We start from the raw sequence: 13,288 nt of genomic DNA on the forward strand, positions 1-13,288 counted from the left end.
GGTCCGGGGCGCCTGACGTTTTCGGACCATGCACCCGGGCACTCCGCACCGTCCGACGAGGAGCCCCGACATGACGACAACCACCACGGCCACCACGGCGACCACGGCGACCACGGCGACCACCGAAGCCGCGAGCACCGAGAAGACCGGCGCCCGTACCGCCGAGGCCGCCGGTGTGATCACCGGCGCGCGCGAGCGGATCGACGCGCTCGACGATCGGATCATCGGCCTGGTCCAGGAGCGGATGGCCGTGTCGGCCGTCATCCAGCAGGAACGGATCACCTCCGGCGGCCGGCGGGTGAACCTCTCCCGGGAGATGGAGGTCCTCGGTCATTACAGGGACGCCCTGGGCAAGCCCGGCACCACGCTCGCGATGACCCTGCTGGAGCTGTGCCGCGGCAGGATCTGACTCCCGGCCGCCGACTCCGGACCCCCGTTCCGGTACAGGCGTACGCACCCCTTACAGACGTACGCGTCCCTTCTCACCCGTACGGTGCGTGACCGGGACCGGGCTCGCACCGTTGGTACCGGTGTCCGTGTCAGCCAGGGGCGGGCCCGACAGAACCACGCGTGGCCCGCCGGAGCGAGGAGACGTGCGGCTCGTGCCGTGCGTCGTGGGACCTCACTCCGGACCGGTGACCGGACGGCAGGGGACAGCAACCCGGTCATCCGGGAGAGCGGTCGGCTCCGGGGACGCCCGGAGCCGACCGGCGGAACAGGTCCCGGTCCGGTCGGCACCACCATCGGACGAGCAGAACCACATCAGGCACCAGACGGCAGACGATCCACACTCGAGACAGTCTCCGCTCATGACCGTCCATGGCCGTTCGAGACCAGCGGCGCCGCCCCCTTGGTGCCGCTCCGGCACCGGCGCTTCCCTGGCGCCGGTGCCGACGCAGGAAGGGCCCCGCGACTCCGCCCGGCGGGGCCCTTCCCCTGCCGGGCGACGAAGCTCGCGTCAGGTACGGGAGAGCCTGCCGCAGCCCTCGTCGGCTCCGCGCGCCTCCCTGTCCCGGTCGCACGGGCGCCTCGACGGACCACACCCTCGAGTGATCCACGTCACATAAAAATTATGTCAGGCCCAGGACAACCGTTCACAGGGTTCGGTGATCAAACGCACCGGAACCATGGGCCACTCCCGCGCCCCACCGCGGAGGCCTCCACCCGACGCGTGCCGCAACCGACGGTACACCCGACTTCCCGAGGTTTTCATGAAGCTCCGCCGTGCCATGGCTGTCGCCGCCGCGACAGCAGTGATAGCCCCGGCAGCGCTCCTCGCGGCTCCGGCCGCCTACGCCACCGAGTCGACAAACCCGTCGCCGACCGTCACTTCGACCGACGCCCCCGGGACGGGCGAGGAGGGCGAGGAGGAGACGGACGCCCCTCCGGCCACGACCGATCCCACCGACGCCCCGGGCACCCCCGACGACACCGAGACCGACGAGCCCGGGAACGACGAGCCCGGGAACGACGAGCCCGGGAACGACGAGGAGCCGAAGCCCACGCCCAGCGGCTCCGAGGGCGAGGACGAGGCGGAGCCGACCCCGAGCACCTCCGTCTCCCCGACCAGCCCGGCGCCGAGCACGTCCGCACCGGAGGAGTCGGAATCTCCAAAACCCGAGCCGTCCATGTGCGAGGACACCAAGGTCGACGTGGACATCTCCGGCCTGCCCGGCAAGATCGTCGCGGGCAGTGGCTGGCACGAGTTCTCGCTGGACGTGGTGAACAACTCCGACTCGACGCTCGAGAACCTCGACTACCTCGCCGGAGCCTCCGCCGACGCGGACGGCGCGGACCTCTTCAAGAGCAAGCAGATCGAGCTGCAGGTCTGGAACCCGGACGGCAAGAGCTGGGCCACCCTCGACGAGGACGGCTACGCGGTCGGTTACATCGGCTACAGCACCGAGCTCGAGGCCGACTACCAGGTCAACATCCCGATGCGGCTCAACGTGAAGGCCTCCGCCCCGGTCGGCGCCGACTTCACCCTCGGCGCGACCATCTACGGCGACAGCGACGGCGAGTGCACCGGCTACGGCTCCATGGCGTACAGGTTCCAGATCGTGGGCGCCGGTACGGACACGGACGGCACCAGGCCGCAGGAAGGCGGCAAGGCGCCCGTCGCCGACAAGAAGCCGGTCCGCGGCAACACCCCGAAGGTCACCGGCAGCCTCGCCGAGACGGGCGCCGGCTCCGACCTGCCGATGATCAGCTTCGTCAGCGGTCTCACCCTCGTGGCCGGCACCGGCGCGGTGTACCTGGTGCGCCGCCGCAAGGCCGGCTCGGTGGCGTAAGCACGCCGTACGGCGGTTGACGCCGGACCAGGCAAGGTGAAGGACCTGCGCTCGGAGGGGGGCGCAGGTCCTTCCCCCTGTCCCGCCCCTCCAGGCCTTCCCGCCCGTCCCGCACTTCCCGTCCGCCCCTTGCCGGCCTACTTCTTCGGCGGCATCGCCGGCATCCCCAGGAACGGCAGCTTCAAAGCGCCGAAGGCGTCCGCCGGGACCGCCGGGGACCTGGGCTCGACCGGCTGGAGCCGCTCGTAGGCCGCGCCCTGTTCCGGCCGCCGGTCGGGCTCGCCCTTGTTGGGCCAGTACGACATCGCCCGCTCGGCCTGGGCCGTGATCGTCAGGGACGGGTTCACCCCCAGGTTCGCCGAGACCGCCGCTCCGTCCACGACGGAGATGCCGGGGTGGCCGTAGAGCCGGTGGTACGGGTCGATCACGCCGGTCTTTCGGTCGGAGCCGATGGGGCAGCCGCCCAGGAAGTGGGCCGTGAGCGGCATGCCCGTCAGCTCGCCGATGTTGGAGCCGGCGAACCCGTTGATCTCGGCGGCCAGGGCGGACGCGCCCTCCGTGGCCGCCTTGATCTGCTTGGGGTTGGCGGCACCATGCCCCTGCCGGGCGGTGAGCAGCCCGCGCCCCGGGCCGGACGGCTTCAGGTACGTCGTCAGGGAGTTGTCCAGCGACTGCATCACCAGACCGATGATGGTCCGTTCCGACCAGCGCCGGTTGGAGAGCGAACGCACCAGCAGCCAGGGGTGTTTCGCCGCGTTGCCCAGCCAGCCCAGGACCCGGGCCGGGCCCGATTCCCGGCCCGCGTAAGGAACCTGGAGGATCGAGAGGCCACCCATCGAGTTCGAGCCGCGACCATAGCGGACCGGCTCGATGTGGGTGTTCTCGTCGGGGTGGATGGACGACGTGATGGCCACACCGCGGGTGAAGTCGGCCTTGGGAGCACCGGACACCTTGCGATAACGGCGGTCGTCGGTCTGCGCGCCGACGAGCGCCTCGGAGTTGGTGCGGGTCAGCTCCCCCAGCCTGTCCGAGAGGTGCGGCAGTTGTCCGTTCGCCTTCATGCGGTGCAGCAACGTCTGGGTGCCGTAGGTGCCGGCGGCCAGTACGACCCGGCGGGCCCGGAAGGTCCGGCCGCCGGCCTTGCGGCGCTTGTCGGTGGGGAGGGTGGCGACGGCGAATCCGCCCTGCGAGTCCTCCGTCACCGACATGGCCGTCGTCATGGGGTGGACGACCGCGCCGGCCTTCTCGGCGAGGTGCAGGTAGTTCTCGTTGAGGGTGTTCTTCGCGCCGTGCCGGCAGCCCGTCATGCACTCGCCGCACTCGGCGCAGGCCCGGCGCGCCGGCCCCGCCCCGCCGAAGTACGGGTCGGGCACCTCCTGTCCCGGCTTCGCCTTCGCCGTCGCCTTCCCTCCGGCGTCCTCGCCGTCGCCGAAGAAGACGCCGACCGGGGCCATGTGGAAGGTGTCTCCCACACCCATCCGCTCGGCCGCCGCCTTCAGGTGCACGTCGGTCGGGGTCGTCGTCGGATTGAGCCGTACGCCCAGCATGCGCTGCGCCTGGTCGTAGTACGGCTTCAGCTCCTCCTGCCAGTCGGTGATGTCGCGCCACTGCGGGTCGTCGAAGAAGGGTTTCGGCGGCACGTACAGGGTGTTGGCGTAGTTGAGGGAGCCGCCGCCGACGCCCGCGCCGGCCAGGACCATGACGTTGCCCAGCAGGTGGATGCGCTGGATGCCGTACATGCCCAGCCCGGGGGCCCACAGATAGTTCTTCAGGTCCCAGGAGTTCTTCGGGAGGGACGCGCGGGTGAAGCGGCGGCCCGCCTCCAGGACACCGACGCGGTACCCCTTCTCGGTCAGGCGCAGGGCCGTGACGGAGCCGCCGAAGCCCGAGCCGACGACGAGGACGTCGTAGTCGTACGCGGTGGACGCGGTGGACGCGGTGTCGTCTTCGCGTTCGTCGTTCCGTTCCTGGGCGGAGTTCTCCTGTGACACGTGCTCTCCTCGTTGAAAGCTGCGGTGCCGGCCCGGTCCGCGCGGGGTCGGCTAGCGGAAACGGAACGCCTTCATCACACGCAGGCTGCGGCTCATGAACGCCGCGTACTGCTCGTCGTCCATGCCGAAGGCGGGGGCCATGGGCAACAGCCGCTGGTGGGCGACGGTCTGGGCCTCCGTGTACTTGAGGATGCCCTCGGAACCGTGCCGGCGGCCGAGGCCGGAGTCCTTCATGCCGCCCATCGGCGACTGGACGCTGCCGTAGGCGGGCGCGTACCCCTCGTTGATGTTGACTGTGCCGGTGCGCAGCCGGGCGGCCACCTCGCCGCCGCGCCGGGCGTCCTTCGTCCAGACCGAGGAGTTCAGGCCGTACGGGGTGGAGTTGGCGCGTTCGACGGCCTCGTCGTCGGATCCGAAGCGGTAGACGGAGACGACCGGGCCGAAGGTCTCCTCCGCGCAGACGCTCATGGACTCGTCGACGCCGTCGAGGACGGTCGGTTCGTAGAAGTAGGGGCCGATGTCCGGGCGTGCCGTGCCTCCCGCGAGCACCTTGGCGCCCTTGGCGACGGCGTCGTCCACGTGCCGGGCGACCGCCTCCAGCTGGCGTTCGCCGGCCAGGGAGCCCATGTCGGCGCCGTAGGCCAGGGAGGTGCCGAGGCGGATCGCGCGGGTCCGGGCGGCGAAGCGTTCCAGGAAGGCGTCGGCGACCGACTCGTGGACGTACAGCCGCTCGATGGAGATGCAGAGCTGGCCCGCGGAGGAGAAGCAGGCGCGGACGGCACCCGCGGCGGCCCTGTCCAGGTCGGCGTCCTCCAGGACCAGCATGGCGTTCTTGCCGCCGAGCTCCAGGGAGACCCCGACCAACCGGGCGGCGGCGATCTGGGCCACCTCGCGGCCGGTGCGGGTGGAACCGGTGAAGGAGACGTAGTCGGCGCGCTTGACGACCTCCGGACCGACGACGGGTCCCTCGCCGAGCACGACCTGGAAGACGCCGGCGGGCAGTCCGGCCTCGATCAGCAGGTCACGGGCCCACAGGGCGGTGAGGCAGGTCTCCGTGTCGGGCTTCATCACGACCGCGTTGCCCGCGACGAACGCCGGGAGCGCGTCGCCGACGGACAGTTCGAGCGGATAGTTCCAGGGGACGATCTGGCCGACGACACCGCGCGGGTGACGCCGCTCGACGGCCTTCGTGAGGGCCGGCATGGCGCCCGCGTGCCGCTTGGGCCGGAGGTACGCGGCGGCCCTGCGGCCGTAGTGACGGGCGACGACGGCGACGCCCTGGACCTCCTCGTGGGCGTGCAGGCGGGCCTTGCCGGTCTCCAGCTGGAGCAGGTCGAGCACCTCGGCCTGGCGTTCCAGAAGCAGGTCGTGGAAGCGGAGCAGCACGCCCGCGCGCTGCCGCACCGGGGTCCGCTCCCACACGGCCTGGGCGGCGCGGGCCGCCTCGAAGGCCCGCCGCACGTCCTCGGGGGTCGACTCGGGCAGGTCGGCCAGCTTCTCACCGGTGAAGGGCGTGTGGTTGGCGGTCAGCCCGGACCCGACGACCCCTTTGGTGAGCTGGGCGACCAGCTCGGGTGTGACCACGTCGACCGCGGTGCGGGCGCCCTCCGGAGCGGCGGCGAGAGGATTGGTACCGGTCGTGTCCCGGGTCTGCGCGTCCGTCATGAGCCGCAGGGTATGCCCACGCGAACACTTTGTGTACCCGTCGGTAACAGATTCACCGCCTGCACACACACCGCGCCAGTGAACGCTGGCAGCAAAGACGCTGATCAGGGCGTTGCCGACCGGACCGCTCCGATCTCGAGCCGATCGCGGACGCCCTTGAACACCGCCGTCCCCTCCTTCTCCCTGGGCGTGCCCGCGGGCACGTCGACACGGAGCTCGTACATGCGGCCGCCTTCGACGAGGATCATCAGCTGCATGACCCGGACGCGCAGCTCGTCCGGGCCGTACGTCGTGTCGGCGAGGACGGCTTCGTGCCCCTCGAAGCTGGTACGGGTGTACTGCGTGCGCGCGTCCCCCTCGTAGGCGTCCCAGTCCGCGTGCGCCTGTCGCGCCTGGGCCATCGGGGACCGGGGGGCCCGGTCCCACTGGGTGAGGCGGACGTCGACGCTGTCCCGGGAGTTTCCGTCGTTGAACCCGTAGACCACGATCCTGGGCTGATCGCGCGCACCGCCTTGCCGGGCGAACTCCTGGTAGTCGTGCGGGAGGGAGAGGACGGCGGCCATGGCGGTCTCGCGGTGGGCGGTCCAGAGGGGCGAGGCGGGGGCGGCCGTGGGGGTGGACATCGGGGTGGCGGAGGCGGAAGCGGGAGGGGTGCGCCCGGTGGCCGCCTCCGTGTCCGACACGAGGGCGGCGGCGGACCAGGCACCGCCCACGAGCAGAGCACCGAGGGCCGCCACCGGGGCGGGACGGAGGAGGCGGCGCGCGAGGGGCGGGAGCACAGGGGTACCGCGGCCTGGGGTGCCGGGATCGGAGGTCCCGGGAGCGGGGGCGGACTCGGACTCGGGCTCGGACTCGGGCGTGAGCTCGGAGACGTCGGGCCTCGACTCGGACTCCGGGATCGACTCGGGATCGGACTTGGACTCGGACTCGGAGACGTCGGGCCTCGACTCGGACATCGACTCCGACTCGGGTCCGGGCTCGGGGATCGGTTCAGGTATTGACTCGGGCCCCGGCTCCGGTCTCGGCTCCGGTACGTGTGGGCCCTCGTCGAGTGCGGGTGCCGGTGCCGGCACCGGTACCCGTGCTGCGCCGGAGCCGCCCAGCCGCACCGTCCCGGCGTCGTCCGCCAGCTCTCTCATCCCGGAGGCGTCCTGGCTCCTCGCCCCGGATGCCGTGGACGCGGGTTCCGGCCATCTGATCGTCGCCGCTTCCAGTTCCGCGGCGACCTCCTCCGCGTCCGGCCGGTCCTCGGGCTCCTTCGCCAACAGCCTCACGATCAGCGGCCCGAGCCCGCCTGCCTGCTTCGGCTCGGGCGTGTCCTCGGTGATGATCGCGGCGAGTGTGGACTCCAACGTCGTACGGCGGAACGGGGACCAGCCCTCGACCGCGGCGTACAGCAGAACACCCAGGGACCACAGGTCGGAGGCGGGGCCGGCGAGGCGGCCGGACATCCGCTCGGGGGCGACGAACTCCAGCGAGCCGATGAACTCCCCGCTGGCCGTGAGGGATTCCTCGCCCTGGACGTGGGCGATGCCGAAGTCGGTGAGGACGACACGCCGGTGCGGTCCGAGCAGGACGTTGGCGGGCTTCACATCACGGTGCACGATGCCGACGGCGTGCGCCGCCCGCAGTGCGCCGAGGACGGCGAGGCCGATGCGTGCGGTCTCGGCGGGCGGCAGCGGACCGCGTTCGAGCAGCTCGTGCAGCGACTCGCCGCGGACCAGCTCCATGACGATCCAGGGGAGTCCGTTGGTGCCGTCCCTCCCCTCCGGCTCCTTGATCCCGTCGTCCTCGACCACGACGTCGTGGATGGCGACCGCGGCGGGATGGTCGACGCGGGCGGCCGCACGGGCCTCGCGGTGCAGCCGGTGGGCGGCCCGCCGGTGCCTCTCGTCCCCGGGGTGACCCGGTAACCGCGGCTGCTTCACGGCGACCTCACGCTGGACGAGTTCGTCGAGCGCCCGCCAGACGGTGCCCATGCCGCCGGAGCCGATCTGCTCGATCAGCCGGTAGCGGCCGCCGACCAGGCGACCCCGGGCGTCCGTCGCGCCACCGTCGTTGCTCATGCCCCATCAGTACCGTGCGGGGCACCGCGTTGTCGACGCGGTGCCCGTACCGGGCGCGGTGCCCGTACCGGGCGCGGTGCCCGTACCGGGCGCGGTGCCCGTACCGGGCGCGGCACGGTCTTTCCCGGGCCGGATCAGGACTCGTCGACGTCCAGGTTGGCGATCACGGTCTTCGCCACTTCGCGCCCGCGCTCCGTGAAGTCGCCCTTGCCCGGGTAGCTGATGGTGAGCTTGTACATGTCCTCCTCGGACGTCATGTAGTAGAAGATCCGCATCTCACGGGGGCGGGGGTTCCGGCTGTCGGTCGTGGTGTAGACGACGGTGTTCTCCGCGGCCTTCCTCCCCTTGTACGTGAGGTCCGGTTTCGGCGCCGTCCTCGCGTTCTCCGGCATGCCGAGGGCGTAACTGCCGGTCTCCTTGAAGTCCTTGTTGTCGTCGTACATCTCGGCGTCGGCGGAGGCCTCGATCTCGTTGCCGGTGTCCTCGGCCTTCCGGTCCAGCGTCAGACCGACCCAGATGCTGCCGCTGTGGTCCGTGTACCTGACCCAGCGTTCCCTGTCGCCGCCCGGGGAGTCCTCCGGGTCGGGCACGGTGCGCTGGTAGTCCTTCGGCACCGACACGGAGGCCGCGACGTCCTTCTCCTCGTGGGTCTTCCAGTCGTCCGGAAGCGGTCCCGCGAACGGATCCGCGATCACCAGGTACGCGGCCACCGCTCCGGCGACGACCGCCGCGCCCAGTCCGGTCAGTGTCCTGTAGCCGATCCGGACGCCCCTGCCGCCGGATCCACTGCCGGAGCCGCCGCCGGGGCCCTGGGTGTGGACGATCTGCGTGGGCTGGGGCGCGGGCGGGTTCGCGACGGCGTCCAGCAGCGCGCGGACCCGGGCGGCGTTCGGACGGTGCGCCGGGTCCTTCTGCAGCAGGCCCGTGATGACCTCGGCGAGCGGACCCCGCGCGGCGGCGGGCGGCGCGGGCGCGGCGTTGAGGACGGACTGGAGGGTCGCGGGGGTGTTGCTGCGCCGGAACGGCGAGACGCCCTCCGTGGCCGCGTACAGCACGACGCCGAGGGACCACAGATCGGAGGCGGGCCCGGGACGCTGGCCCAGCACCCGCTCGGGCGCGATGTACTCGGGCGAGCCCACGAAGCCGCCGGTGTCGGTCAGGTTGGTCTCGCCCTCGATCTGGGCGATGCCGAAGTCGGTGAGGACGACCCGGTCGTGCCGGCCGAGCAGCACGTTGTCCGGTTTCACGTCCCGGTGCAGGATCCCGGCCGTGTGCGCGGCCTCCAGCGCGCCGAGCACCTCCAGGCCGACCCTGGCCGCCTCGCGCGCGGAGAGGGTGCCCTCCTCCTGCAGGACGGCACCCAGGGAACGGCCCTGGACCAGCTCCATCACGATCCACGGCTGCCCGTCCACGACCGCGACGTCATGGACGTTGACCACCGCGGGGTGGTCGAGCCGGGCGGCGGCACGGGCCTCGCGGCGCATGCGTTCGAACGCGTTGGCACGTTCGCGTTCGGGAAGGTGGTCCGGGACGCGGGGCTCCTTGACGGCGACCTCGCGGTCCACCGTCTCGTCCGCCGCCCGCCACACCGTGCCCATGCCGCCGTACCCGAGCTTGGAGAGCAGCCGGTAACGACCGGCGATGAGCCTGCCGGCGCCGGGGTCGTCCTGCGACGGCCGAGGGGGCGACACCTCATGGCGGGACAGCGGTGAAGGCGCCACCGACGGTGCCGGCGGCGGCGGTCCCGACGGCCTGCCGGGGGCCTGCTGCTGGGCATGCGGCTGCTGCTGCGGAACCACCTGCGTGGGTGCCGCGTACGGGTTGCCCGGGTGCGGCACGGACACGGGCGGATTCGGGTTCGGCGGTTGCAGACCGAAACTCGTTGGTTCGTCGGCCGCGCCGTGGCGGGCTCCCCCGTTGTTGCTCATGCTCCATCCATATCGCGCCAGGCCCTCGCGGAGCCACAGCGGGTGCCGTCCGGTCACAGACCCGTGACTCCGTTCGCGGCTTATCCGCCTTTTGTGGGACTACGCGCCCGACGAGGAGGTGCCGGACACCACGGACCGCGAAGGCGTCACCGAGGTCACCACGGCGGAAGACGTGGTGGAAGAGGGCGCGGGAGAGGGAGAAGCCGGCGGGCCCGCCGTACGGGGCGGGTGGGGCCCCGGAAGCCGGCTCGCGGGCGTCAGCGGACCGGTGCTCGACGGCGTACCGCCCCCGCCACCGCCGCTCCCGTCACCGTCGCGGTCCAGGAACAGGAGCGCAGCGGACGCCCCCGCTGCCATCAGCGCGGCGACGGCCAGCACGGCCACGAGCACGCTCCTCAGGGGCCGCCCCGGCGAGCGCCCGGCGGCAGGGCCGCCGGACACGCGTCCCCACCCGCGTGACGGGTGTCCGGGCGGCAGGTGGCCGAGCTGCGGGGACCGCGGTGTGCGGCCCGTCTCGAGGAAGGACCGCAGCATCCCCTCGGCGCGGTCCGCGTCCAGCCGCCGGGCGGGGTCCCGTTCCAGCAGGCCGCGTACGACGGGCAGGATCGGCCCGGCTTGCACGGGTGGCCGTATGTCGTCGGCCACGACCGCGTGCACGATCCCGCCGATCGAGTCCCGGCGGAACGGCGACTCGCCGCTGAGCAGCGTGCACAGCAGCGCGCCCAGCGACCACAGATCGGACTCGGGCCCGGTCCTGGCCCCGGACATCCGCTCGGGGGCGGTGTACTCGGGCGAGCCGACGAAGGAGCCGGGCTCGGTGAGCGTGGGGGCGCCGGCGACCTGGGCGACGCCGAAGTCGGTGAGGACGACCCGGTCGGTGCCGCGCTCCAGCAGCACGTTCGCGGGTTTGAGATCGCGGTGCAGCACGCCCGACGCGTGGGCTGCACGCAGCGCGCCGAGCAGGGCGATGCCGATGCGCGCGGCCTCCACCGCGTCGACCGGGCCCCGTGCGGCAACACGGTCGGCGAGCGAACCACCGTCGATCAGCTCCAGGACGATGTAGGGACGTTCGTCGTCCTCGACGACGTCGTGGACGACGATGATGTGCGGATGGCTCAGCTGGGCGAGTGCCCGCGCCTCCCGCAGGGTGAGGTCCCGCTGCCGACGGGCCTCCGCCGCGGTGAGCGTCTCGTCCAGGGGGAGTTCCTTGACGGCGACGCCACGCCCGAGCAGTTGGTCCGTCGCCCGCCACACCACGCTCATGCCGCCGCGCCCGAGCCTCGCCTCCAGGCGGTAACGGCCCGCGATGACACGGTCGTCGTGCCGCGCGGACCCGCTTCCGGGCTCCCCCTCGGTCACCATGGGCCCATCATGCCTCACCGGATGTCATCCCTCCGGTAGGCCTATTCGGCCAAGCGCCGCCGTCACGACCCCGAACGGCCGGATCCCCCCGGGTCCGGGTCCCGTCTCAGCCGGCTTCCCGCCATCCCCGCAGGATCGTTTCGAACTGCCGGCTCGTCGTGGCCCAGTCCTCGGCCGGGGACGCCATGTAGATCGCGTACTCGACTCCGTCACGGGAGATGTACATCTGGTCCACGGCCCGGTACGGCCCGGGGAACTCCGTGTCCTTCGCCAGGGCGGTCCAGGTGTACTCCAGCCGTGCGCTCTCGCGGTCGCGGTAGACGCGGCGTTCCAGCGCCACCTGCCGGTAGTCCACCAGCCGCTGCCCCACCTGCTCGTCCAGATCGCTCAGATGCTCGTACGAGTCGTCGAAGTCGGGAGGGTCGCTGACGGCGATGCGCAGGAGGGTCCTGCCGCCGTCGGGCGTGTAGTCGACCTGGCGGGTCGCCTCGTCGAAGACGACCCGCTCCCACTCGTCACCGGGCAGGGCGACGCTGAAGCCGAACGGATCCTCGCGACGCACCCAGCCCGCCGGCAGCCCGCCCGTCTGCTCGTTGCCGTCCGCACCGGTCCGGTCGGACGACGACGGTGAGGCCGTGGGGGTCGGTTCGCGGAAGGGCGACGCCGAGTTGCCGCTGTCCCGTTCCTTGCCGTCGCCCCCTTGCACGAACAGCAGCGCCGTCCCCCCGCCGACGAGCGCGGCCAGGACCGCGGCCAGGGCGATCAGACGCCCGCGCCCGGGCCGCCGCCGCCCGGCGGGGGCTGCACCCCCGGGAGGCGGCTGGACGGCCGTGGCACCGGGACCGGTACCCGGCCCGGGTTCGTACGCCGCCGGTCCCGAGGGCCACGGAGACGGCGACGACTCCGACGCCGGCGGCTGCGTCGGCGATGACGCAGAGGCCTGCGAGAGCGCCGCCCTCGGCGGGAGCGCTGCCGTCCGAGACGACGGCGACGTCTGCGCCGAGGCCGACTGCCGCCCCTCCGCCGCCTCGGCGAGCATCTGCTCGGCAGCCGTCGTGCCGGGCCGCGTGACCGGATCCTTGCGCAGGAGTGCGCTGATGACGGGCGCGAGCGGGCCGGCGTACCGCGGCTCGTCGGCCTCGTCCTCCACGACCGCCTGCATGGTGGTCAGCGGAGACGTGCGGCGGAACGGAGATCTGCCCTCCACCGCCGTGTACAGCGTCGCGCCGAGCGCCCAGAGGTCCGAGGAGGGGCCGGGATCCTGACCGCGGATCCGCTCGGGTGCCAGGTAGTCGACCGAGCCGACGACCTCTCCGGTACGGGTGATCGCCGTGTCGCCCTCGATCTGCGCGATGCCGAAGTCGGTGAGCAGCACGCGTCCGTCGTCGCCGAGGAGCACGTTGCCGGGCTTGACGTCGCGGTGCACCACCCCGGCCGCGTGCGCGGCGCGCAGGGCGCGCAGCACCCACAGGCCGATGCGGGCCGCCTCACGGGGCTCGACGCGCTCCCGCTCCTTGACGGCGTCGGCGAGCGAACGGCCCTCGACCAGCTCCATGACGATCCACGGCCGGCCGTCGTGCTCCAGCACGTCGTGCACGGTGACGACCGCGGAGTGGTTGATCCGTGCCGCGGCGCGTGCCTCGGCGCGGGTCCGCGCCAGCATCATGGCCTGGTCGGCGTCGGAGACGTAGAGCGCGGCGGTCAGTTCCTTGATGGCCACGGACCGGTGCAGCACCTCGTCGTGCGCGCGCCACACCCGGCCCATGCCACCGCTGCCGAGGGCATCGCCCAGCCGGTAGCGGCCCGCGACGAGCAGGCCCTGCATCTGATTCACCTTGCCCCGCAATGTTCTTGACAGGATCAGATTAGGTTTCCGGGTCCGGCCTGGGAACAGCGGGCGGGCCATGGAAACCGCACTGTGATGGTTGACACTGCGGGGAACGCACGGTGGCGGATGCGACCGGGGCTCCTGCTGAGGCGTACGG

The 13,288-nt window shown here is 72.3% G+C and carries 8 protein-coding genes; 2 read left to right on the forward strand and 6 right to left on the reverse strand.

The window, feature by feature from the left end; translation table 11 throughout:
* Positions 1-70: 70 nt before the first annotated feature.
* Both ORI94_RS27740 and ORI94_RS27745 read left to right on the forward strand, forming a co-directional pair.
* A complete protein-coding gene (locus ORI94_RS27740) occupies positions 71-409 on the forward strand; it encodes a chorismate mutase (RefSeq protein WP_266080561.1) in 339 nt (112 codons plus the stop codon).
* A gap of 802 nt (positions 410-1,211) precedes the next feature.
* Complete coding sequence (locus ORI94_RS27745) at positions 1,212-2,291, forward strand: hypothetical protein (RefSeq protein ID WP_266080563.1); 1,080 nt, start codon at positions 1,212-1,214, stop codon at positions 2,289-2,291.
* Positions 2,292-2,428: 137 nt separating this feature from the next.
* Here ORI94_RS27745 and ORI94_RS27750 read toward each other — a convergent pair whose 3' ends face one another.
* The 6 genes from ORI94_RS27750 to ORI94_RS27775 form a co-directional block, all read right to left on the reverse strand.
* Positions 2,429-4,282 (reverse strand): GMC oxidoreductase, encoded by a 1,854-nt coding sequence (locus ORI94_RS27750; RefSeq protein ID WP_266080565.1) that lies wholly within the window; start codon positions 4,280-4,282, stop codon positions 2,429-2,431.
* A gap of 51 nt (positions 4,283-4,333) precedes the next feature.
* On the reverse strand, positions 4,334-5,947 hold the full coding sequence (locus ORI94_RS27755) for a succinic semialdehyde dehydrogenase (protein WP_266080567.1): 1,614 nt from the start codon (positions 5,945-5,947) through the stop codon (positions 4,334-4,336).
* 104 nt (positions 5,948-6,051) lie between these two features.
* Positions 6,052-8,013 carry a serine/threonine-protein kinase gene (locus tag ORI94_RS27760; protein WP_266080569.1) on the reverse strand — a complete coding sequence of 654 codons (1,962 nt, stop codon included), beginning with the start codon at positions 8,011-8,013 and terminating at the stop codon, positions 6,052-6,054.
* A gap of 134 nt (positions 8,014-8,147) precedes the next feature.
* Positions 8,148-9,941 (reverse strand): serine/threonine-protein kinase, encoded by a 1,794-nt coding sequence (locus ORI94_RS27765; protein ID WP_266080571.1) that lies wholly within the window; start codon positions 9,939-9,941, stop codon positions 8,148-8,150.
* Positions 9,942-10,040: 99 nt separating this feature from the next.
* A complete protein-coding gene (locus ORI94_RS27770; RefSeq protein ID WP_266080573.1) occupies positions 10,041-11,303 on the reverse strand; it encodes a serine/threonine-protein kinase in 1,263 nt (420 codons plus the stop codon).
* A 106-nt stretch (positions 11,304-11,409) separates the two neighbouring features.
* The gene (locus ORI94_RS27775) at positions 11,410-13,128 is read right to left on the reverse strand and encodes a serine/threonine-protein kinase (protein ID WP_266080714.1); all 1,719 of its coding nucleotides are present in this window, start codon (positions 13,126-13,128) and stop codon (positions 11,410-11,412) included.
* Positions 13,129-13,288 lie beyond the last annotated feature (160 nt).

The sequence above is a fragment of the Streptomyces sp. NEAU-W12 genome (assembly GCF_026242095.1).
In the GTDB taxonomy this organism is placed as follows: Bacteria; Actinomycetota; Actinomycetes; order Streptomycetales; family Streptomycetaceae; genus Streptomyces.

Coding starts and splice junctions, on each gene's coding strand:
- ORI94_RS27740 (WP_266080561.1), top strand. CDS start 71: ATGACGACAACCACCACGGCCACCACGGCGACCACGGCGACCACGGCG.
- ORI94_RS27755 (WP_266080567.1), bottom strand. CDS start 5,947: ATGACGGACGCGCAGACCCGGGACACGACCGGTACCAATCCTCTCGCC.
- ORI94_RS27765 (WP_266080571.1), bottom strand. CDS start 9,941: ATGAGCAACAACGGGGGAGCCCGCCACGGCGCGGCCGACGAACCAACG.
- ORI94_RS27760 (WP_266080569.1), bottom strand. CDS start 8,013: ATGAGCAACGACGGTGGCGCGACGGACGCCCGGGGTCGCCTGGTCGGC.
- ORI94_RS27775 (WP_266080714.1), bottom strand. CDS start 13,128: ATGCAGGGCCTGCTCGTCGCGGGCCGCTACCGGCTGGGCGATGCCCTC.
- ORI94_RS27770 (WP_266080573.1), bottom strand. CDS start 11,303: ATGGTGACCGAGGGGGAGCCCGGAAGCGGGTCCGCGCGGCACGACGAC.
- ORI94_RS27745 (WP_266080563.1), top strand. CDS start 1,212: ATGAAGCTCCGCCGTGCCATGGCTGTCGCCGCCGCGACAGCAGTGATA.